Here is a 21,578-nt window from a genome sequence, read left to right on the forward strand (position 1 = left end):
ACTGATAAAAAATGTAAGCTTGTAAATTGCAGGTAAAGAATTTACGTTCATAGAACAGTTAACCCCTCGCGACCTTAGACAAAGAGTTTTTACATCAATGAAAGTCACTATCAACGACGTAGCTAAATATGCTGGAGTGTCTATCAAGACAGTATCCCGTGTAACCAATAACGAACCTTCAGTGAAGCAGGCCACCGTTGACAAAGTGAACGAGGCGATAAAAGCACTTAACTACCAACCTAATTTAGCAGCAAGAAATCTAGCAGGAACTAAATCCTATGCTATTGGTTTTATTTACGATAATCCAAACGCTTACTATATTATTGATATGCAAAATGGGATTTTGTCAGCCTGTAAAGACAAGGGCTATGAACTTGTCATCCACCCTTGCAATGCCAAATCAGAGACCATATGTGATGAGCTTACAGCACTAGTCAAATATTCTAGGCTCGCAGGATTAGTACTAACACCTCCCTTGTCAGAAAATCCTAAAGTACTCAAAGCACTCACTGAAATTGATGCTAACTATGTGCGCATTATTGCGGGAGAAAAGGACAACGATCAGAATGGGTTGACTATTTTAGTCAACGATAAATTCGGTGCAGTTCAAATCACCCAGCATCTGATTGATTTAGGCCACAAGCATATCGCTTTTTTAAGCGGAGATTTACACCATGAATCCACCAAAGAGCGATTACTTGGTTTTAAACAGGCATTAACAATAAATAACCTAAAGCTGAATGAAAACTACATAATTGAAGGGAAGTACTCATTTGAGTCCGGTGTTGATGGTGCTAACAAGCTCATCAAACTAAAAAATCGCCCGACGGCGATTGTTGCTTGTAACGATGAAATTGCCGCTGGTGCACTTTTTGCGGCTCGTTTAGCGGGTTTAGACATACCCGTTGATTTATCAATTGTCGGTTTCGAAGATAGCCCATTCTCACGTCAAACCTGGCCTAAACTTACCACAGTACATCAGCCAAACGCAGAAATTGCTCAGGTTGCTACTGAATTATTAATAGCAAAACGTCGCGAGCAAGATGCCATATATTCTAGAACCTTTACACCAGAACCTATCATTCGTGACTCGTCGGCAATTCCTAAACAATAAAAAAGAGAGCATATTTGCTCTCTTTCTATCTCCTAAATCACATAGAAATCAATGTAATTTGAGCTTCGGACGCTGCCACTTCAATAACTTTTGTGCTACTCGATACACAATTGCCGAAAACCAACCATAAAGGCTGGCTAAATGCCTCTGATACAAAGAGATATACATCAATCTTGCTATATGGCCTTCAACAAAGAAAGTGCCAGAACGTAGGTTCCCCATTAAATTGCCTACCGCAGAGAAGCGGCTTAAAGACACTAATGAGCCGTAATCTTTATAAATAAAGGCCTTTTCAGGCTTACCTTGTAATCGATTAACGATATTATCAAACAAGGTATCAGCCATCTGAGCTGCTGCTTGCGCCCTTGGTGGAACAGGCTGGCCAGAACTTTGGATCAATAGAGCGCAATCACCAAGGGCGTAGATATCTTGATGACCTTTCACTCGCATACAATCATCAACTTCTACCTGATTTCGCGGAGTAATGGGCAGTTTTGCAAAATGCTGAAATGCTTTTGGCCCTTTGACACCGGCAGCCCATACTTTTAAGCCTGCTTTAATCACATCACCATCTTGGGTAATGAAACCATCACGAGTCACTTCTTTAACTTGAACACCGATATGTAAACGTATACCAATCTGATCAAGAACAGCTTGAGCCCTAGCGCTTACACGCTCTGGTAATTGAGGAAGGATTTTGGGTGACGCTTCAATCAAATGCACATCAAGATGATGCTTCGCGATATTCAGATAACCGTACTCTTTAACAGACTCAATGACATGATGAAGCTCTGCTGCCAATTCAACACCTGTCGCACCCGCACCGACAATACCAATGCTGACTCTTTCTTGCGTTTCATTTAATTGGAGTAAAGCGTCGAGTAATTTATGATGAAATAAATTGGCATTTTCAAGACTGTCTAAGAAAATACAATGCTCATCAGCACCTAATGTATTGAAACTATTAGAAACTCCACCCAATGCAAGCACTAAAAAATCGTAATTGATTTGTCGCTGCTCTAGGAGCAACTCACCTTCATCATTATAGACTGCGGCTAACTGAATCGATTTAGCATCCGGCTCACACTGCTCTATCTCACCACGAATATAGCGATAACCGTTTTTAAGTCCATGATCGCGATAGAGTAAACCTTCAATAGATTGATCTATCACACCAACAGCGACTTCGTGTAATTTAGGCTTCCATATATGAATAGGACTTTTATCAATTAAGCACACATCGACGACATCACTACCGCCCCATTTACGGCCCAACTTCGATGCAAGCGCTAAACCAGCAGCACCACCACCCACGATCACTATTCTTTTTGTAGCCAAAATGACAACCTCATAAAACTCATTTGCGAGGCTAAGTTATACCATGTTACAGATAAGAGATAACTACATTAGTTGAGTAAAACAGGCTATTTTCCATTAAAGATATTTCAGAAACCTAGCGGTACTATTTAGTTTTTCCACATGCTTAGGCAACAAAAAAGGGCCACTAGGCCCTTTAGAATCGTTCGTAAGCAGTTTATACCGCTTCTTCGTTTTCTTCACCCGTTCGAATACGGATAACACGTTCAACATCAGTGACAAAAATTTTACCATCACCAATTTTGCCTGTGCGGGCCGTTTCAACAATGACATCAATTGCTTGGTCGAGCAGATCGTCTTGGATCACTAACTCTATTTTTACTTTTGGCAGAAAATCCACCATATATTCGGCACCACGATACAACTCTGTATGCCCTTTCTGACGACCAAAACCCTTAACCTCCAGTACCGTCATCCCAGTGATACCAATTTCTGCAAGTGATTCGCGCACATCATCTAACTTAAATGGCTTAATAATGGCTTCAACTTTTTTCATTAAAAATTCCTCATCCCTTGCAATAACATAAACAAACAGAATAACACTAGCTTACACGGGGTTACGTCAATATTGAAGTGAATGTAGTGCTTTACTCATAAAACACAGTTTCTATAAAATCGCTTTTAGCACATAAAAGTCTAAAAAAAGTACTATGAATATTGCCTCAGATTTTATACTTACATTCTAACCAGCACTAACTCGCTCGCGGGATGCAAGCGTAAAATAACAAGGATCTGTTATGAACTTCCATCGAAAAGGCTTTAGCCTGATAGAACTTATCACTACGATATCGATTTCAACAATCTTGTTAACAGTTGGAGCTCCTTCCTTGACCGAGCTCAGCGATCAGATAAGAGCTGATACTAATATTAAAACTATCCAGCAGACACTTCAATTTGCGCGAAATACAGCTGTTAGTTATGGTTATAGGGTCACAGTATGCCCACTCGTAAATGGAAAATGCACTCAAGATTGGCAAAAGGGATTAACAATTTTCATTGATACAGGTGTAGTCGAAAGCTTCGATGCTAACGATAAAATTATTAAGGTCATTGATGAATTCGATTCGAAAGATTTTTTAACATACAATAAAAGTTCGATAAAATTTCAACCTGATGGGTTAGCTTCTGGAAGTAATGGTACTTTCAAGTATTGCCCACGAACAATTGATAGCAAAAACTCCCGTGCAATCGTTGTTAATCAGGCGGGTAGAGTTCGCCTTTCTACCGCAAAAAATATCAATTGCGATTAAATTTAAATATATACTCCCTATTTAAATTTAATTATATAAAAGCAAGAAAATCAATTTATTGGGTATATTGAAAATATAGAATAGATACTGACCATTAGAGTCTCCTCGCATATACTTAGCTAAGTTTTAACGAGGATAGCTACATGTTAATTATTTCAAGAGGATTTACCTTAGTCGAACTGATGGTCACAATTGCCGTAGCAGCAATCCTACTAGCCATAGGGGTTCCATCACTTACGTCGCTATACGAAGGGACACGCAGCGCTAATGAAATACGAAAAATTAGTGATGTGTTTGCTTTTGCAAGAAACCAAGCTGTCAACTATGGCGCAACAGTAACAGTCTGCCCATACGCGGCATCACCATGCGGCACAGACTGGAATAAGGGGTTCAGTGTATATATTGACAATGGGGGTGCCAAGAATGTATTGAAAGTGATCGATAGTTTCAATACACACGATGTAATTTCCCTATCAGGGCCCGCCGATAAAAAAATTGATTTTACACCCGATGGTTTAGTCTCAGTTGAAACATCAATTATCTATTGTTCAAATGGGCAAAGTGACAATTCTAAAAGCATCAACATTAGCACTTCAGGTTTAATAAAAGAGGGCGCAGATGGGAAAAGCTGCACATAAACTATGGTAGACTAAATCTACCGTTCACTACCCTAAAATAATATTATCCTTAAATCGTTCGTTGTTAATATTTAAAAATACATGTTAGATGTTTATCTAGGTGTTAACTTATCCAAAACTTGCGCCTTAGTATTAGTAAATTCAGCGTTTAATGCGACACACTCCTCAACACTATAGATGTAATATTTCGATCCATCATTTGATTGGCGAGTAGTACCAACAAGGCTAGCCATTCTCACATTCATTTCACTACTCTTCCAATGATAGAAGGCAATCTCAGCACTTTTCTTTGATGCAATGTAGCATTTGAAGTCTTGTTCGCTGACTGTTGCTCCAGAGTCAGCCCAAACTAAGCTTGGTAAGAAAGCCACCGTTATAAAGAGGTTTATTAATTTCATTTCCAACACTCCGCACTCGGACCTTTTGCCCCAGTATCTGATATTGTTAAAGAAGAGCACGAGGCATCACGGCTAGCCTGAACCCCTTGAGCAACTGCCTTAATCGTAAAGCTTGATTCACCACTTGATGATACAGAGTAATGTTTATGCTCAGTGATATAAGGGTTTGCCCCTACAAGTTTTGTTAAATCAGTAGCATATTTTTTATTATCGAGATAATACTGTTCCTGCAAGTTTGCTATACGCATCAAAGCAGCTAACCCTTCTGATCTTGCACTCTGAGCAATGTATTGCGTATAAGAAGGGTATGCAATCGATGCCAAAATACCAATGATCACGACGGCGATCATCACCTCTATCAGGGTAAAACCTTTAAGTTGAACCTTCATAAATTAATAACTCATTCATTTATATGATAATAAATTTTATTAACACCTAACCCAGAAGCAACGTTGATTGTACCTGTATAATCCCCATTTTCATTTTTCTCACCTTTACCAACTCCAATAATATAGATATAGGGATCTTTACCGGATTCAGGTGCAGGAATAACAATCTGCGGTGTATCCGGTACACGTTCACCCAGTTCATAATATAATTGAGAAAAGGATCTCGTTCCTTTGTGCAAATCGAACGGATATAACTTGCCAGAACCAGACACTAAACACACGTTATCGGCAACCGAGTCAGCAGGGGGAGAATAAGAAGTGAAATAAACTTTGCCTTGGACAATCAAGGCAGCTGTTAAACTCTTTTCACCTAGACCACTAAAATCATAGAACCAGCCGAGTTTTTTACCGAAACTTATGTTGTCGGCTTCAGACGCAGGTGCAGTAGAAGTCACATCATAGAGATCATTGATTGTGATCGCCTCGGGAACATCACCGCCAGTAAAACTCTTAGTCACCACATTACGATCTTGCAATGTAAAAAACATATCATTGATATCAGTAGATGATGGGTGGGGTCGCGTTCCACTTCCAATCACCACCGCATCATAGGGAACATTTTGATAAGTTTTAGTCGTAGTAGTACCACTCTCTGTTGCCACCTTAACTTCGGATAAATTAGTAAACATCGTTTGTGCTACAACAGGTTCTGCATAAAAACGACGATTATTACTATCAGTACCACCTAAAGAAGCAAATTTAAATGCACTCCAACTCGACTTACTTGCACTTGGAAGATCAATGCGCCAGACATTTGCACCGACATCGGAGGCATAAATCCTATCTGTATACCCATCATTATTACTATCAAGTACGGCGACTGAGTTTGGAATGCTATCCTGAATACCCGAAAGTACTGTTGCACCCGATGCAGAGCCACCAAATGAATGAATCAAAGTTCCCTTCTCTGCATCGACAATATAAACCGCACGACCTACCGGAGAAGATGAAGGAGTTGCATCAAAACTAACATCGTAGCCACCACCAAAAATGAGTACAGGCTTTTCATAACCAACGATTTTCGTCACTATAGGCTCAGACCATGTTTGTCCAAGATCAGAAAAACCATCCGTTGATGGATTAATAGTCCACATTAGAGAAGGGCTATCAGGGTTTGTCACATTGAGGGCATAATAAGACGAGCCACCTCGACGCATCCCCATATAGACCCATGCTTTAATCACTTTACCCTCAGCATCAGTTTCTGTGTAAGCAACTGGAGATGAATCCATTCCGTATACTGTGTGTACACCTGAAGGATTATTACTTCTCAGTTCTGTTAAATTAGGCAATAACTCATAGGGAATAAAGCCCCAAGTCTCTGATACAGATTCGCCCGCATCTTTAAACATATGCACAACACCTTGATTAGTGCCAAGCATGATACGAATATCAGTCGCGTTTTTTGTGCCGAAATTGAGTGCAAGTGGCTTAGAATGAAGAGGATCACCCATAACATCATTACGTATATCTGTCGTACTACCATCTTTATTATCGTCGTCGACATCTATCCCATTAAGCCAATTTAACGTATTAGCAAGCTCATCTACGCTAGTTCTCATATAGCTAGCTAGCGCAGCATCACCGCCTGCTGCAGTTTGTGCATTAGCAAGTGTTAAGGGCGTTAAACTGGAGGACCCATTTAAGTTACTTACAATATTCCTAACTTCTTGCTTTCTGATTTGTGCCGCGACTCCGCCGACTTCAACTTTATTCCCATCCTTTTGCGCAACACAATCCGACCATATAGTACAGGCACCATCTTTAATATTGCCGTTATCTGCTATAGCTGCATTCCCTTTACTATCAACCAATGTTCCATCTGCGGTTACTTTTAATTTTTTTAAATTACCGCTCCAACGAGGTCCTTTGCCTGGGAGAAACATAGCGTAATAAGCGGCATCAAATGTCTGAGTCCTATCAAAATTATTACTAGCAATACTTGGAGATGTAAAACTTGAATCAATATTCAAAATATTTGATAACGCATCATTAAGTGCATTCTGTAGTTCAAGACTGTTTTGAGCAGCAAAATATAAACCACCACCTCTTTTAGCCGTCTCAGCAAGTAAAGGTGCGGCATCTTCTGCACCTTTACTAAAACCAATAGTATAAGTACGAACATTCTGCATTTGTTCAGTATTTGAACTGTCCAACTTGTTAATTAAGTCGTTATTAAACATATAACTAGCTAATGCGGGCAAATAGCTTGCTGTATCTAGATTTTTAGAAAATGAAGAGTAATCCCCTTCTTTACTTCCTGTGGCAGTTAAACTAATAACGTCATTATTCGCATTTTTATCAACTGTTGGAGAGCCATCAGTGACATAGATAACATAAGCAATATCCGTACATACTTTAAATGGACTTGCGTAGTTACCACTCTTCTCCACTAAGCTGTCATACGGTGGTTTATTTCCAACATAAGAGCCATAATCTGTATCACTATGACCATATTTAACGCCCTTACCGGCAAAATAACGGTAAGCTTCATACATAGTCTCACATAGTGGTGTATTTGTTTTTGCCAGCAAATTATCAATAGTAGTTAATAAACTCGCACGCGTACTATCCGTCATCTGAGTAATGCCAGATACAATTCGACCACCGTCTCGATTACCTTCATTTGGATAATTATAATTAAATACAGCAAGTCCAAAATCCACTGTTGGAGTTGAACTAATAATATTAGAAATCGCTTTCTTCGCAATTTCTAGTCTTGAAACTTTTACCGTTGGTAATTTTCCCGCTTTAGATAATCCGTACCATCTTAGGTAATTATCAGTGTACAAGGTAATAGGTTGTCCAACACCAAAGTCAGTATTATTGGCTGCGGCTAAAGCATTGCTCCAGGTTGTTCCTGGTAGTGAGGAAGTAAAATATGGATACGCTTTCTTTTTACTACCTGACCCCGTTGTTACCCCGTTAGCAGGAAATCCATTAGGATATGATGATGAATTACTCGGATTTATTTGAGAAATATCTTCCCAACAATCAATTACTTTTATTGCTGTACCGTTTGTTTCAGGTAGTTCTTTCCAAACACCAGTAGTACCACTTGATGTGAACTCTCTTATATACCCAGTAAAACGACCAAACTCTGCTAATGCAGCTTTGCTTTGACTACATCCATTTAAACTAGCTTTAAAATTACGCTTATCAGAGCTAGTATCAGGGGTGGGTAATCCTCCACCGCCAACAGCATAATAAATAAGAGTATCACTATACCCAGAACCACTTACGGCTGGGTAGTCATAGTTAGGGTCATAATCTACAACCTGAGTAATTTCTTCAGTCGACATACTTCCTGAGTTATCAAATATAACGAGCACTTTAGGTCTTGCGCCCGTTCGAGTTGTTGATTCTTTTACATATAACTCAGTATCGTCACTAAAGGAGAAAGCCGACACAAAAGTCAGCGCAAGTAGTATAGAACAAGCCAGCTTTTTAATAATCATATCTAACTCCCAGTTAAAACTTCTTGCTCCACACCTGCGACAACAGTGAGTTGGCCCAGTTTATCTCTACCAAATTCTGCTGTACTACTAATCTCAACACGCCGACAGCTGATTAAATTACCACTATTTGGCCTTGTACTCCGCTGGCATCCAACATCTTTTGCACTAATGACAACATTACCTGCAGCATCAACTTCATAAGGAATTGGCGTTAACGTTTGGTTAGAACCAAATTCAACCACAGATGAAATCTCAGATAGTTTGGCTAAGCTAGCACCTTTATTGGCTTCGATTGCCGCCTCTAAGCCACCATCAGCAACAGACTTAGCCTCTATACGTTCTGATCCTGCTCCAGACATACGCATAGATTGGGTCGAATTAACAGCCAAAGCGACACCAATAATAGTCATAAGCAACAATATGATAAGTGCAAAAAATAATACAATTCCTTTTTGCTTTTTCATCTTACCAACCTTCTAATTTCTAATTAACACTGGATTTGCAAGCACCATAGTCGTCGAAACTATCTTGCGTCGATAATGATCATTCAAATTTTTAATTTCCTTATCACCCAGAGTGTAAGTAGTTTCATTGGTGTAACTTTTATCTTCATCAATAGCGCGAACCAACAAGAAAACCCTTAAGGCAACAAGTCTTTGAAATAATTCGTTGTCCCACATTAATGTGGTTACATTTTCTGCTGGCATAAAACTATCGGCGGTATCGTCTCCATTACTATCAAAACCATAAAGAATACGCATATTCTCAATGCCTTCAACTAACTGCTCTTCGTTATTCATGCCATTATTCTTGGTTAATGTTTTTCGGCGTAGAACAGGTACAGAACCATCATTTTTAATAAAATAAATATGATGCTGATATTCCCAAAAACGAGCATTTTCGAGTACTGGATTGGGAGGATTACCGCCTTTAAACATCACAGCTTCACTCGAAGTTGCAGCCATATAAAAACGCTCGCCATTGGGATTAGTCACTGGTGGGCCAACTAATCTTTTAATTTGAATGACATCCGTATTCTGATTCACACCTGATAAGCAACTTAATGTATCCCCACTCTCGCCCTCTTCATATCCCCATAGACGCCTAAAGTGTGCAGGTTCAGCATTAGGTAAAGTACCGTTATTTACACCTGCACCAATACAATCATTTGCAACACCATCCCTCAAGGTCATATTGGTTCCAAGTACAAAATCAGTTCCCGTTATGTCCCCCATAAAACCTAACTGACTAATGTCTCTTTCCATGAGCGACAAAGCTATTCGTCCATTTTCTTGCAATTGGTTAAACTGGCTCGTTGTGATCACATTGGAAGAAGACATACTAAACATGCCAAAAAGCCCAAGAGTGAGAAATAAGCCAATGACCATAGAGACCATTAGCTCAACCAGCGACATCCCTTTCTCACAGTTTTTTAAATTATCCATACATAGTTAACCTAAATAATCATTGTCGAAAGAATAAAAAGCCGCCTACGCGTACCAATATCTTCTCCACATTCACTCCCAGAATAACTTGTACCCGCGCCCTCTCGGATCCCTCTCCACGCAATTGCGACCGTTACAGTTGAACCATCTACATTAATGCAAGCTGTTGGAGAGTCTAACCCACCAACATTCTGGCTATCCATAACTTCGGCAGCCCCCATAAAACTCTGTTCCCACTGGTAAAGATCCCAAGCTTCAGTCTCTTCTGGAGTACATATACTCACTGCGCCAACAGCAACGTCACAAACATTGCCTGGTTTATTAAGAGAGCCAGTATACTCACCAGCGTAATTACCCAGCTGCGCTCTATTCAGCTTCATTCGATTAATTATATCGTTTGCATAATAGGAGGCTTGAGTTTGCTGAAAGGATTCAAAGCTGCCACGCTTTGCAACAATATGCAGATTAAAAATACCAATTAAGCCAATGACTAAGATCACTAACGCAACAAGCACTTCAATTAATGAGAAGCCCCGTTGAAATTCCCTTTGTGTCAACCTTTCGATTTTAGTCATATTTTTGACAAGCTTTTCAGCTATTTACCTTTAAAAATCTTAGTATTACGATAAAAACTACCAACAGTTAATAATAGATGAGTAAAATGTAAGTAGCCAGTAACATTAGCACATAAGCATTGACATCATTATGCTTTGAATGAATTTGAGACAATAAAAAAGAGGCTTATAGCCTCTTTTTTATTGACGATTAAACAGTACACAGATTTAACGTAATTCGGCTGGCACAGCAAAAACAGTGTCTTCTTTACGCCCTTCAACTTCAGTCACAACACTAGGAGCAAGTTTAGCGATTGCTTGAACCACTTGTTGGACTAAAACCTCGGGGGCTGAAGCTCCAGCGGTGACGGCTACACGTGTAACATTATCAAACCAACTAGACTCAACATCATCTGCAGTATCCACTAGATAAGACTGGGTTCCTGTTTTCAATGCTAGCTCGCGTAAACGATTAGAGTTAGAGCTGTTCTTTGAGCCAACAACAATCAACAAATCAACGTCTGCAGATAAATTGCGTACCGCATCTTGACGATTCTGCGTTGCATAACAAATATCGTCTTTTCGCGGACCTTCAATAGAGGGAAACCTTTTTTGTAACGCAACAATAATGTCCAAAGTATCATCTACAGACAAAGTAGTTTGTGTCACGAAGCAGAGATTATTGGGATCGCGCACTTCCAAAGCTTCAACATCAGCAGGCGATTCAATCAGATAAACGCCACCATTAGGATTATCGTATTGACCCATAGTACCCTCGACTTCAGGGTGCCCTTCATGGCCAATCAGGATGCACTCAATACCTTTGCGGCTGGCACGCGTCACCTGAAGATGTACTTTAGTCACTAAAGGACACGTCGCATCAAAGACTCTCAGCCCTCTCGCCTTAGCCTCTTGTCTCACCGCTTGAGATACACCATGGGCACTGAAGATAACAATATTGTTATCAGGCACTTGATCTAACTCTTCGACAAAAACCGCACCGCGATCCTTCAGATTCTGCACGACATAGCGGTTATGCACGACTTCATGGCGAACATAGATAGGAGGCGAAAATAATTCCAACGCCCGTTCAACAATACTGATAGCACGATCAACACCCGCACAAAAACCGCGCGGGTTAGCGAGCATAATATTTAAACTTGGGCTAGTAGGATCGAGTTTCATCTTAAAATACCTTTACTACGTCCAGTTCAAAAGTGATCTTGTGTCCTGCCAGAGGATGATTAAGATCGACTGTGATGGAATCACCCGCAACATCACGGACAATACCTGGGATCTCACTACCACCAGGGCCAGCAAAACTCACAATCACGCCAGCCTCTAAACTCATGTCAGCCGGAAAACGGCTTCGATCTAGATAATGGATAGCATCAGGATTGGATTCGCCAAAGGCATCAATCGCTTCAAGCGTGAAACTGTGCTTATCACCTTCAGCAAGCGTCACCAGCTGCGCCTCAAATGCAGGACTTAAAGTACCATCACCAACATTTAATCGAGCCGGTTTACCCGAGGCTTTAGTGCTATCGGCAGTTGAGCCATCAGCAAGCACAATGTTCATGTGGCATAATAATGAACGTGTCACAGTCACTTTTTAACCCCTTCAGCGCTATCAGCTTCAGACTTATCGCTTACAAATGCATCCCAAATAATCAGCACTGCACCGACAAAAATAGCAGCGTCGGCAATATTGAATGCTGGATAATGGCTCTTATTCCAGAAGAAATCGATAAAATCAACCACGAAACCATGCATCAATCGATCGACTAAATTACCTAAAGCACCACCAATCACTAAGGTGTAAGCTAGATTCAGTTTCCACAAAGAAGACGATTGCTTACGCAACCACACAGTTAATAACGTACTGAATCCAATCGCAACAATCGTAAACAGCCAGCGCTGCCAACCTCCAGCTTCACTTAAAAAACTAAAAGCTGCACCATAGTTACGTACATAAGTGAAATTAAAGAAAGGCAATAATTTCACTGATTCATACAAATCAAAATTGGCTAAGACCCATTGCTTAGATAGCTGATCGGCTAAAAACACCAATACAGCTACCCAATACCAACGTAAGCCACTGTCTTTCCAAGTTAATGGCATACAGATCCTTTACGCAAACTGACGAACTTCGCCGTCACCTTCAATATTGGTTACGCAGCGAGTACAAAGTGTTGGGTGAGCCTCAATAGTGCCAACCTCTTCTCTGTGGTGCCAACAACGCTCACACTTCTCGGCAGTGCTTGAAGCAACCACTAATTTCAGTGATGCCAACTCAGTCTCAACCGCTTCCAATGTAGCATCAGCTAAAGGCAATACTTTGGCTTCAGAGGTCAACAACACAAATCTCAGCTCGTCACCGATATGGGTTAATTGCTCAGTCAAAGTAGCATCCGCAAACAAGGTCACTTCAGCTTCTAATGAGCCACCGATACGTTTGTCACGACGCGCTTGTTCAATCACTTTGTTGACTTCATTACGCACGGTTAGTAACTGCTGCCAATAGTCATCGCTCAAATCAGTCGCTAAGGTGACTGATTTCAAACCTTGATACCATTCTTGGGTAAAGACATAAGCATCACGCTTGCCAGGCAGTAATTGCCATACTTCGTCAGCAGTGAAGCTTAAAATTGGCGCAATCCAACGCACCATGGCCTCAGAGATCAGATACAGCGCCGATTGACAACTACGGCGCGCATGGCCTTCTTGCTTAGCCGTATATTGGCGGTCTTTAATGATATCCAAATAGAAACTGCCTAACTCAACCGAGCAAAACTGCATCAGTTTTTGAGTCACTATATGGAAGTTATATTGATCATAGGCTTCGATGATTTCCTGTTGCAGCGCAGCGGCACGGCGAACAACCCAACGATCTAACGCCACCATATCTTCAACGGCTACTAAATCCTTAGCGGGCTCGAAACCGTTTAAGTTGGCTAATAAGAAACGCGCAGTGTTGCGAATACGACGATAGGCATCGGCACTGCGATTTAAGATTTCGTCTGAAACCGTCATCTCACCGCTGTAATCTGTTGCCGCAACCCATAAACGCAGAATGTCGGCGCCTAATTTGTTGGTTACCGTTTGTGGTGCAATCACGTTACCAATAGATTTTGACATCTTACGGCCTTTACCATCGACGGTAAAACCGTGGGTAAGTACTTGCTTATACGGTGCTTTGCCATTCATTGCGGTTGAAATCATCAAAGATGACATAAACCAACCGCGATGTTGATCGCTACCTTCAAGATACAAGTCAACCCCGTGTCCGTGGAATTCAGGACGTGCGGCTACCACTGATGAGAAGGTTGAACCAGAGTCATACCAAACGTCCAAAGTATCAGTGACTTTACGGTATTGTTCAGCTTCATCACCCAGCAATTCTGCGGCATCAAGATCCCACCAAGCTTGAATACCCTGCTGTTCGATACGATTCGCCACGCGTTCCATTAACGACACGCTATCAGGGTGCAACTCTTCGGTTTCTCGGTTCACAAACAGCGTGATAGGCACACCCCAAGTACGTTGGCGTGAGATACACCAGTCAGGGCGGTTTTCAACCATTTTTTCGATACGACTTTGGCCCCAATCAGGGATCCATTGGGTTTGTTCGATTTCTTTCAATGCTTGCGTACGTAGGCCGTGGTTATCCATAGAGATGAACCACTGCGGTGTCGCGCGGAATATAATTGGTGTTTTGTGGCGCCAGCAATGTGGGTAGCTGTGACGGTAAGCCACGTGATTCAGCAAGGCACCTTTTTCTCTCAGTAAAGCTACGACGTTATCGTTAGCTTTAAAAACATGTTGCCCAGCAAAATACTCAGTATCAGGCTTATACACGCCGTTGTCGCCAACAGGGTTTGCGACTTCTAAACCGTACTTTTGACCAACAATAAAGTCGTCTTGACCATGACCCGGTGCAGTATGAACGATACCGGTACCCGCATCAGTAGTGACGTGATCGCCTAAAATTGCAGGCACATCAAAATCTAAGAACGGGTGATTAAAGCGGACAAGTTCAAGCGCGGCGCCTTTGGTTGTACCAAGCACTGTATGGCTTTCGATGTTATAGCGAGTCAGGCAAGATTCAACCAAGACTTCAGCTAAAATAAGCGCTTGCGTAACACCGTCTTTTTCGAATTCAACTAAGCTGTAATCTAACTCAGGGCTTAAAGACAAGGCACGGTTCGCAGGCAGAGTCCATGGCGTGGTAGTCCAAATCACCATAGAGACAGGATGTGAGTAATCGCTTACCCCAAACTTAGCCGCAACAGCTTTGCTATCGGCAGCAACAAACGCCACATCGATAGCGGGTGATGTTTTGTCTTCGTATTCCACTTCAGCTTCAGCTAAGGCAGAACCGCAATCAGTACACCAATGCACAGGTTTGACGCCTTTATGTAAGTGACCACTCTCAATCACTTTCGATAAAGAACGAACGATATTAGCTTCCGTTGAAAAATCCATCGTTAAGTACGGATTTTGCCAATCACCCAGCACACCTAAGCGGATAAAGTCTTCACGTTGACCGTTAACTTGCTCTGCAGCGTATTTACGGCATTCTTCACGGAATTCTGCCGCAGAGATTTTTTGACCTGGCTTACCCACTTTTTGCTCAACTTTCAGCTCAATAGGCAAACCATGGCAATCCCAACCTGGTACATAAGGCGCGTCAAAACCAGACATGGTTTTTGACTTAACAATAATGTCCTTGAGGATTTTATTAACTGAGTGACCAATATGAATACTGCCATTCGCATACGGCGGGCCGTCATGCAAAATGAAGGGAGTACGGCCAATTCGGCTATCACGGATCTGTTGATACAAACCGTCTTTTGTCCAGCGCTCTAACATCTCTGGCTCGCGATTTGCCAAATTACCACGCATCGGAAACTCTGTTTCCGGCAAATTCAAAGTAAATTTATAGTCGCTCATTGATCCTATACCGTTAATTAAACTGATAAATTTCAGCCTGCATCATTACCAAATAAAGCTCTGGCTTCATTTGCATCATTTAAAATCTGTTTTTTTAGCGCATCCAATGAGTCAAAAGGTTGCTCATCTCGGAGTTTAGCCACCAACTCGACTTCAACATGTTTGCCGTAAATGTCACCTTCAAAATCAAAAAGATGCACCTCAAGCTGACACACTTGACCGTTCACTGTCGGGCGAAACCCAATATTGGCTACGCCCTCATAAATATCGCTGTTATCCCAATAACATTTAACCGCAAACACACCGCGAACCGGCACAACATTGCGCTTTAAGGCGATATTCGCGGTGGGAAAACCAATTGTGCGGCCAATTTTTTGTCCATGCGCTACACGACCACTCAAGGTAAAAGGATGTCCTAATAGGCGTCTCGCCTGTTCAAGATTGCCCTTCGCCAATTGTTCACGCACAGCAGTCGAGCTCACTCTTTGCGAGCCCAGCATAAAACTTTGAGTGCTGACCACGGTAAAGCCATATTGGATACCCGCCTGCACTAGCATTTCAAAATTGCCTTTACGGCCTTGACCAAAACAAAAATCATCACCGACGACGAGGTATTTGACACCCAGTTTGCGGACCAACAATTCTTCAATAAAATGCTCTGCAGGTTGATTAGCAAAAGTGCGATTAAAGTTAACACACACTAACCGCTCAACCCCGAGTTCATCGAGTAAAATGACTTTATCACGTAATAAACTTAAACGAGCCGGCGCGTTGTCGCCGCTAAACAATTCTTGCGGCTGAGGTTCAAACGTCATTAATGTCGATGGCAGCGATAACTGCTTCGCCTTCTGCACTAAGTTCGCAATCACTTGTGCATGACCACGATGGACGCCGTCAAAATTACCTATAGTCAATACACACCCGTGGTGGGATGACAAAATGTTATGTATACCGCGGATTAATTCCATAACGTTAGACAACTGCCAAGCGCAAATCGGCTGATTATATAACAGCTAGCGATGAGAATCAGCAATCAAGCTCCCCGTTTAATTGACCAAGGACGAATTCCGAGCAAAAGCAGACACAATAAGTAACTGACTGCCCCAACTAAAATTAAGCCTATCAAGGCTTTCGCACGATCGAACAAATGCCAATCTAACCAAATTTGTTGTGAAGGCAAAAAGTAATACAAGACTACCACCATCAAGGCTGTAGAGACCACGGCTTTAGCAAAAAACACCATAGTCGGCCTAGAAACACGATAAACGCCAGCTAAATGCAAGCCTCGGTATAGTAATGTGGCGTTAAGCAATGCTGACATCGAAGTCGCAATCGCCAGTCCAACATACCCAAAAGGAATAGCAAACAGCAAGTTAAAGCCCATGTTTGTGATCATGGCAATAATGCCATAACGCACAGGTGTTTTGGTATCTTGACGAGAGTAATAGCCAGGAGCAAGCACCTTAATCAGCATAAAGCTAAGCAAACCACTGCCATAAGCCATCAAACTATAGGAAGCCATTTCAACATCATGCAATGAAAAAGCACCGCGCATAAATAATACCATCAGCATGGGCTTTGCGAGCACGATCAACCCCATCATAGCCGGTAGACCTAGCAGTAGAATCGCCTTAATCCCCCAATCCATCGTCTTGCCAAAGCCCGCACCTTCGTCATTCACATGGTTTCGTGACAACGCAGGTAAAATCACAGTAGCAATCGCGATCCCAAACAATCCTAAGGGAAATTCGAGTAAACGGTCGGCATAATAGAGCCAACTTATTGAACCCGTCATCAAAAAACTGGCGATAAATGTATCAAATAGCAGGTTAATCTGTGAGACAGACACGCCAAACAATGCAGGGATCATCAAAGTTCTGATTTTCACCACACCCGGGTGATGCCAGCCCCAAGAAGGCTTGACGAGCGCATTTTCACGCAACAAAAAGGGAATTTGAAATAGGAACTGAATCAAACCACCACAAAAAACGCCCCAAGCCAAGGTAACCTCAGGCTGGGTCGATGTAGGCGCATAGAAAATAGCCGCCGCAATAATTGCCACATTGAGAAATACGGGTGTAAAAGCCGATACCGCAAAACGGCCTCGGGTATTTAAAATTGAGCCCGCTAATGCCGTAAATGTAATAAACCACAGATAAGGAAAAGTAATTTTAAGCACAACGGTAGCGAGTTCAAATTTAGCACCATCTGGCTCGTTGTTAAGCCAAGCGATAAACCAACCACCACCGAATAAAGCTGACAACACAGGTGATGCAACCACCCCCAAAAGGGTCACTATTGTCACTAGTAAACCTAATGTGCCCGCAACTTTACTCAATAAATCACGAGTCTCTTCTGCGGTATGTTTCTCTTGGTACTCAGTTAAAACAGGTACAAACGCCTGTGCAAAAGCCCCTTCAGCAAACAAACGGCGTAAAAAATTAGGAATTTTATTTGCAAAGAAAAACACATCAGCACTTGTCCCTGCGCCCATCAAATTAGCAACCACCACATCCCTAACTAGACCTAAAACTCGGGATATCAATGTCATAGCACTAACAATCAGGCCAGATTTTAATAATTTTCTACTCAAACGTCCCCCAGACCCATATCGAATTGATTAGGTGATACATCTCAAAAAATCGATTCAGGCTCTGTCACACTGCGGTAATAGCTGCTAGAATTGCGCCACATATTACACGAGTTGGGTCGAAGATAGCCAAGGCAGGTTGGATTAATTTATCTTTATGATGAATATTCAATCATAGTCATTGACAAAGTGACTAAATGCAGGCATATTCCTCGGCCTTTAAAAGTATCAAATCCAGTTTTTAGGAGTTGCACCTTGGCTAATAGCAAGTCTGCAAAGAAGCGCGCGCTTCAATCTGAAAAGCGTCGTCAGCATAACGCCAGCCGTCGCTCAATGTTACGTACATACGTTAAAAAAGTAATCGCTGCAATTAAAGCAGGCGATCACAAAACAGCAACAGAAGCTTTTGCTGTTGCACAACCAATCGTTGACCGTATGGCGACTAAAGGTCTTATTCACAAGAATAAAGCCGCTCGTCAAAAGGCACGTTTGAACGCTAAGATCAAAGCAATCGCTGCTTAATCTATAAAATAGCAAATGAAAAAAACCGGCAATTGCCGGTTTTTTTATATCTGAAAAACACTATTAATGACAATAAATGTTGTTCAATAAGTGAATCATCTCCCGTACTTCATCACTCTTGAGTGAATAAAATACCGTTTGCGCTTCTTTGCGTGTGGTTACTAAATTATCTTTGCGTAACCAAGCAAGATGTTGTGATAGTGCCGATTGACTTAAGCCTAATTTTTTATTCATTTCGCCAACGCACATTTCTCCTTCATTCAATAAATAACAAAGAATAAATAAACGGCGTTCGTTCGCGAGTGCCTTTAATAGCACTACGGCATGATCGGCTCGCTCCTGCATTAATTCAATATTCATTACGCACTTTCTCTCCTAAAACTAACCCCTGCGCTAATATAGCGTCGCCTTACGGATATAGTCGGGACATAAAGCACACTTTTTGCTAGATTGTTTTTAAAAATGGGACATGCTTAATAAAAATAAAGGAAATCTAATGAAGCCCTATCAAACTACACTTCTCTCGAGTCTTTTAATCGGGAGTTTAAGTGCGTGCCAAACTCAAGTAGAAACTGCCCCTAGTGAAGTCATTCAATTACAACAGGCAGCATTATCTTCGCAATTAAGCTATGACTTAGTCGAATCACTCACGGTTGAAGTGGGTCCAAGACTTGCAGGTAGTCCAAAGGATATCCTCGCCGTTAACTGGGCGATAAATAAACTGACCAGCCTTGGTTTTGACCGTGTTTATAAAGAAACCGTACAAGTGCCAATTTGGGAGCGCGGTGAAGCCAAAGCCAAAATCACCGTCCCTGTAGAACAGCCGTTGGTCATTACTGCGCTTGGTGGCAGTATTGCGACTCCTGCTGGAGGTATACAAGCTAAAATCGCGCGCTTTGATAGCCTAGAGGCATTACAACAAGCCAAGCCTGAAGAGGTGCAAGGTAAGATTGTTTTTATTGACCAAAAAACAGAGCGCCATATCACTGGTGAAGGTTATGGTAAAAGCGTTGGTGGCCGCTCGAAAGGGGCAGTCGCTGCAGCACAAAAAGGCGCAGTTGCTATCGTGATCCGCTCTATTGGCACAGATCATGACCGCATGGCCCATACTGGCATCATGCGCTACCAAGATGGCGTGCCTAAGATCCCCGCGGCTGCCATGTCAAATCCCGATGCTGATTTGGTTGGTGCATTGCTAAAACGCGATCCTAATGCCCTGCTCGAATTGCATATGTCGCCAAAAAACTTAGGTTTTAATACTTCTTACAATGTCATTGCCGAAGTAACGGGCAATAGTAAGCCCAATGAAATAGTGCTCATTGGTGCTCATTTAGATTCCTGGGATGAAGGTACTGGCGCGATTGATGATGGCGCTGGTGTCGCCATTGTGACGGCTGCAGCCAAGCACATTCAAGATCTCCCCATAAAACCCGCTCGCACTGTTAGAGTCGTTCTATATGCCGCTGAAGAAGTTGGGCTCGTTGGTGGTAAAGCGTATGCAGAGGCTCATAAAGCGGAATTACCGCTGCACTACATAGCTGCAGAGTCTGATTTTGGGGCCGGCAGAATTTATCAAATCGATACTAAAGTGAATGAGAACATATTCACCGAAGTACAGCAAGCGCTCAGCCCTATGTCATTCAATGGCGTTGCACTGGGCAATAACCAAGCTTCTGGCGGGCCAGACGTGTCTATGCTCCCTGCCTTAGGTGTTCCAGTTGCATCCTTGAGGCAAGATGGCCACGATTATTTCGATTACCATCACACACCGAATGATACCTTAGATAAAATCGACCCTGCCGCATTGGCTCAAAACGTCGCCGCCTACGCACAATTTGCTTATATCATGGCAAATTCAACGGTGACATTAACGCCTTTAGCCACCCAATCTGAAAAATAGGCCATCAATGATATAGAGAACAGCATTAGCTGTTCTCTATCAATTAACATCTTATCGATATTGCGCTATTGCTCTTCACGTAAAAATGTTGGATTTGTTGGGGAACTCTGCTCTTCACTATAATAATAACCAGCAACATTAAATGCTTTTAATTCATCTAAAGTGTTAATTTGATGCGTAATGAGATATCTCGCCATCATGCCTCTAGCACGCTTAGCAAAAAAACTGATCACTTTATATTGACCATTTTTACAATCTTTAAATATGGGTGAAATTAATTGCCCTTGAAGTTTTTTAGGCTTTATTGCTTTGAAATATTCATTAGATGCAAGATTGACAATAATATCACTACTCGTTTCAGCAAGCGTTTCATTTACCGCTTGAGTTAACGTCTCTCCCCAAAACTCATATAGGTTTTTACCTTTAGGATTAGAAAGTGCCGTGCCCATTTCTAAACGATAAGGCATAATTAAATCCAGCGGTCTGAGCAAACCGTAAAGTCCAGATAAAATACGTAGTTGTGACTGAGTTCGAGCAATTTCATCTTCAGACAATGTATCAGCATCAAAGCCAGTATACACATCGCCTCTAAAAGCAAAAATGGCCTGTTTTGCATTATCTAAACTAAAATCTGGCCGCCACTCCCCAAAACGTGCCGCATTTAAACCCGCAATTTTATCGCTCACTTTCATTAAAGTGGCGATGTCTGTAGGGGTCAATTGCCGACACACTTGGATCAACTCCTGACTATAAGTTAAAAAATCAGGTTGTGAATACACCTGCGTCAGTGGCGGCAGTTCAAAATCTAAGGTCTTCGCCGGCGAAACCAATATCAACATCAAAAACTCCCAACAGAAACAAAAATACATACCTATGATACTGAACGAGCATAAAAAAACCACGCTTTAACAGCGTGGTCTTTTCGATTAC

General features: G+C 41.8%; 21 protein-coding genes. 5 read left to right on the forward strand and 16 right to left on the reverse strand.

Annotated elements, in window-relative coordinates:
• Nucleotides 1-97: 97 nt before the first annotated feature.
• Complete coding sequence (locus tag HUB64_RS02580; RefSeq protein ID WP_105249930.1) at nucleotides 98-1,114, forward strand: LacI family DNA-binding transcriptional regulator; 1,017 nt, start codon at nucleotides 98-100, stop codon at nucleotides 1,112-1,114.
• A gap of 48 nt (nucleotides 1,115-1,162) precedes the next feature.
• On the opposite strand, the gene HUB64_RS02585 is transcribed toward HUB64_RS02580, so the two are convergent.
• Nucleotides 1,163-2,452, reverse strand: coding sequence for an NAD(P)/FAD-dependent oxidoreductase (locus HUB64_RS02585; RefSeq protein ID WP_105249931.1), 1,290 nt, complete (start codon nucleotides 2,450-2,452; stop codon nucleotides 1,163-1,165).
• A 196-nt stretch (nucleotides 2,453-2,648) separates the two neighbouring features.
• Entirely contained in the window at nucleotides 2,649-2,987 is a 339-nt protein-coding gene (gene glnB / locus HUB64_RS02590) for a nitrogen regulatory protein P-II (protein ID WP_028760911.1), read from the reverse strand.
• A 241-nt stretch (nucleotides 2,988-3,228) separates the two neighbouring features.
• Between glnB and HUB64_RS02595 the strand changes: the two genes are divergently transcribed.
• Nucleotides 3,229-3,741, forward strand: a complete 513-nt coding sequence (locus tag HUB64_RS02595) for a GspH/FimT family pseudopilin (protein WP_105249932.1) — start codon at nucleotides 3,229-3,231, stop codon at nucleotides 3,739-3,741.
• A 143-nt stretch (nucleotides 3,742-3,884) separates the two neighbouring features.
• Nucleotides 3,885-4,379 carry a GspH/FimT family pseudopilin gene (locus tag HUB64_RS02600; protein ID WP_028760913.1) on the forward strand — a complete coding sequence of 165 codons (495 nt, stop codon included), beginning with the start codon at nucleotides 3,885-3,887 and terminating at the stop codon, nucleotides 4,377-4,379.
• Nucleotides 4,380-4,471: 92 nt separating this feature from the next.
• On the opposite strand, the gene HUB64_RS02605 is transcribed toward HUB64_RS02600, so the two are convergent.
• The 12 genes from HUB64_RS02605 to murJ all read right to left on the reverse strand — a co-directional run bounded on the left by HUB64_RS02605 (nucleotide 4,472) and on the right by murJ (nucleotide 18,229).
• Complete coding sequence (locus HUB64_RS02605) at nucleotides 4,472-4,777, reverse strand: TapY2 family type IVa secretion system protein (protein WP_028760914.1); 306 nt, start codon at nucleotides 4,775-4,777, stop codon at nucleotides 4,472-4,474.
• Nucleotides 4,774-5,166, reverse strand: coding sequence for a type IV pilin protein (locus HUB64_RS02610; RefSeq protein ID WP_028760915.1), 393 nt, complete (start codon nucleotides 5,164-5,166; stop codon nucleotides 4,774-4,776). The genes HUB64_RS02605 and HUB64_RS02610 overlap by 4 nt, the downstream gene beginning before the upstream one ends.
• An 11-nt stretch (nucleotides 5,167-5,177) precedes the next feature.
• Nucleotides 5,178-8,684: a pilus assembly protein gene (locus HUB64_RS02615; RefSeq protein ID WP_173496296.1), complete on the reverse strand. Its 3,507-nt coding sequence runs from the start codon at nucleotides 8,682-8,684 to the stop codon at nucleotides 5,178-5,180.
• 2 nt (nucleotides 8,685-8,686) lie between these two features.
• On the reverse strand, nucleotides 8,687-9,148 hold the full coding sequence (locus HUB64_RS02620) for a PilX N-terminal domain-containing pilus assembly protein (protein WP_105249936.1): 462 nt from the start codon (nucleotides 9,146-9,148) through the stop codon (nucleotides 8,687-8,689).
• A gap of 12 nt (nucleotides 9,149-9,160) precedes the next feature.
• Nucleotides 9,161-10,129: a PilW family protein gene (locus HUB64_RS02625; RefSeq protein ID WP_028760918.1), complete on the reverse strand. Its 969-nt coding sequence runs from the start codon at nucleotides 10,127-10,129 to the stop codon at nucleotides 9,161-9,163.
• A gap of 11 nt (nucleotides 10,130-10,140) precedes the next feature.
• Complete coding sequence (gene pilV / locus HUB64_RS02630; protein WP_049821749.1) at nucleotides 10,141-10,728, reverse strand: type IV pilus modification protein PilV; 588 nt, start codon at nucleotides 10,726-10,728, stop codon at nucleotides 10,141-10,143.
• A 183-nt stretch (nucleotides 10,729-10,911) separates the two neighbouring features.
• Entirely contained in the window at nucleotides 10,912-11,868 is a 957-nt protein-coding gene (gene ispH, locus HUB64_RS02635; protein WP_028760920.1) for a 4-hydroxy-3-methylbut-2-enyl diphosphate reductase, read from the reverse strand.
• 1 nt (nucleotide 11,869) lies between these two features.
• On the reverse strand, nucleotides 11,870-12,292 hold the full coding sequence (gene fkpB, locus HUB64_RS02640; protein WP_028760921.1) for an FKBP-type peptidyl-prolyl cis-trans isomerase: 423 nt from the start codon (nucleotides 12,290-12,292) through the stop codon (nucleotides 11,870-11,872).
• Complete coding sequence (gene lspA / locus HUB64_RS02645; RefSeq protein WP_173496297.1) at nucleotides 12,289-12,804, reverse strand: signal peptidase II; 516 nt, start codon at nucleotides 12,802-12,804, stop codon at nucleotides 12,289-12,291. The genes fkpB and lspA overlap by 4 nt, the downstream gene beginning before the upstream one ends.
• 9 nt (nucleotides 12,805-12,813) lie before the next feature.
• Nucleotides 12,814-15,636, reverse strand: a complete 2,823-nt coding sequence (gene ileS, locus HUB64_RS02650; RefSeq protein ID WP_173496298.1) for an isoleucine--tRNA ligase — start codon at nucleotides 15,634-15,636, stop codon at nucleotides 12,814-12,816.
• Nucleotides 15,637-15,668: 32 nt separating this feature from the next.
• Entirely contained in the window at nucleotides 15,669-16,604 is a 936-nt protein-coding gene (ribF, locus tag HUB64_RS02655; protein WP_105249940.1) for a bifunctional riboflavin kinase/FAD synthetase, read from the reverse strand.
• A gap of 65 nt (nucleotides 16,605-16,669) precedes the next feature.
• The gene (gene murJ, locus HUB64_RS02660) at nucleotides 16,670-18,229 is read right to left on the reverse strand and encodes a murein biosynthesis integral membrane protein MurJ (RefSeq protein ID WP_113941315.1); all 1,560 of its coding nucleotides are present in this window, start codon (nucleotides 18,227-18,229) and stop codon (nucleotides 16,670-16,672) included.
• 252 nt (nucleotides 18,230-18,481) lie between these two features.
• Between murJ and rpsT the strand changes: the two genes are divergently transcribed.
• Nucleotides 18,482-18,748, forward strand: coding sequence for a 30S ribosomal protein S20 (rpsT, locus tag HUB64_RS02665; protein ID WP_011790375.1), 267 nt, complete (start codon nucleotides 18,482-18,484; stop codon nucleotides 18,746-18,748).
• 63 nt (nucleotides 18,749-18,811) lie between these two features.
• Here the strand turns inward: rpsT and HUB64_RS02670 are convergent, their stop codons facing one another.
• Nucleotides 18,812-19,108 (reverse strand): metalloregulator ArsR/SmtB family transcription factor, encoded by a 297-nt coding sequence (locus HUB64_RS02670; protein ID WP_006084975.1) that lies wholly within the window; start codon nucleotides 19,106-19,108, stop codon nucleotides 18,812-18,814.
• 136 nt (nucleotides 19,109-19,244) lie between these two features.
• Here HUB64_RS02670 and HUB64_RS02675 point away from each other — a divergent pair, with 136 nt between their 5' ends.
• The gene (locus tag HUB64_RS02675) at nucleotides 19,245-20,648 is read left to right on the forward strand and encodes a M28 family metallopeptidase (protein ID WP_173496299.1); all 1,404 of its coding nucleotides are present in this window, start codon (nucleotides 19,245-19,247) and stop codon (nucleotides 20,646-20,648) included.
• A gap of 65 nt (nucleotides 20,649-20,713) precedes the next feature.
• Here HUB64_RS02675 and yaaA read toward each other — a convergent pair whose 3' ends face one another.
• Nucleotides 20,714-21,487 (reverse strand): peroxide stress protein YaaA, encoded by a 774-nt coding sequence (gene yaaA, locus HUB64_RS02680; RefSeq protein WP_105249943.1) that lies wholly within the window; start codon nucleotides 21,485-21,487, stop codon nucleotides 20,714-20,716.
• Nucleotides 21,488-21,578 lie beyond the last annotated feature (91 nt).

It is taken from the genome of Shewanella sp. ISTPL2, from assembly GCF_013283205.1.
In the GTDB taxonomy this organism is placed as follows: domain Bacteria; phylum Pseudomonadota; class Gammaproteobacteria; order Enterobacterales; family Shewanellaceae; genus Shewanella; species Shewanella oncorhynchi.

What these genes read in the sequence shown, in the direction of transcription:
- HUB64_RS02625 (WP_028760918.1), bottom strand. Translation starts at nt 10,129, where the DNA reads ATGGATAATTTAAAAAACTGTGAGAAAGGGATGTCGCTGGTTGAGCTA.
- glnB (WP_028760911.1), bottom strand. Translation starts at nt 2,987, where the DNA reads ATGAAAAAAGTTGAAGCCATTATTAAGCCATTTAAGTTAGATGATGTG.
- HUB64_RS02615 (WP_173496296.1), bottom strand. Translation starts at nt 8,684, where the DNA reads ATGATTATTAAAAAGCTGGCTTGTTCTATACTACTTGCGCTGACTTTT.
- HUB64_RS02605 (WP_028760914.1), bottom strand. Translation starts at nt 4,777, where the DNA reads ATGAAATTAATAAACCTCTTTATAACGGTGGCTTTCTTACCAAGCTTA.
- HUB64_RS02620 (WP_105249936.1), bottom strand. Translation starts at nt 9,148, where the DNA reads ATGAAAAAGCAAAAAGGAATTGTATTATTTTTTGCACTTATCATATTG.
- yaaA (WP_105249943.1), bottom strand. Translation starts at nt 21,487, where the DNA reads ATGTTGATATTGGTTTCGCCGGCGAAGACCTTAGATTTTGAACTGCCG.
- ileS (WP_173496298.1), bottom strand. Translation starts at nt 15,636, where the DNA reads ATGAGCGACTATAAATTTACTTTGAATTTGCCGGAAACAGAGTTTCCG.
- lspA (WP_173496297.1), bottom strand. Translation starts at nt 12,804, where the DNA reads ATGCCATTAACTTGGAAAGACAGTGGCTTACGTTGGTATTGGGTAGCT.
- HUB64_RS02595 (WP_105249932.1), top strand. Translation starts at nt 3,229, where the DNA reads ATGAACTTCCATCGAAAAGGCTTTAGCCTGATAGAACTTATCACTACG.
- HUB64_RS02670 (WP_006084975.1), bottom strand. Translation starts at nt 19,108, where the DNA reads ATGAATATTGAATTAATGCAGGAGCGAGCCGATCATGCCGTAGTGCTA.
- HUB64_RS02580 (WP_105249930.1), top strand. Translation starts at nt 98, where the DNA reads ATGAAAGTCACTATCAACGACGTAGCTAAATATGCTGGAGTGTCTATC.
- ribF (WP_105249940.1), bottom strand. Translation starts at nt 16,604, where the DNA reads ATGGAATTAATCCGCGGTATACATAACATTTTGTCATCCCACCACGGG.
- ispH (WP_028760920.1), bottom strand. Translation starts at nt 11,868, where the DNA reads ATGAAACTCGATCCTACTAGCCCAAGTTTAAATATTATGCTCGCTAAC.
- HUB64_RS02600 (WP_028760913.1), top strand. Translation starts at nt 3,885, where the DNA reads ATGTTAATTATTTCAAGAGGATTTACCTTAGTCGAACTGATGGTCACA.
- HUB64_RS02610 (WP_028760915.1), bottom strand. Translation starts at nt 5,166, where the DNA reads ATGAAGGTTCAACTTAAAGGTTTTACCCTGATAGAGGTGATGATCGCC.
- HUB64_RS02675 (WP_173496299.1), top strand. Translation starts at nt 19,245, where the DNA reads ATGAAGCCCTATCAAACTACACTTCTCTCGAGTCTTTTAATCGGGAGT.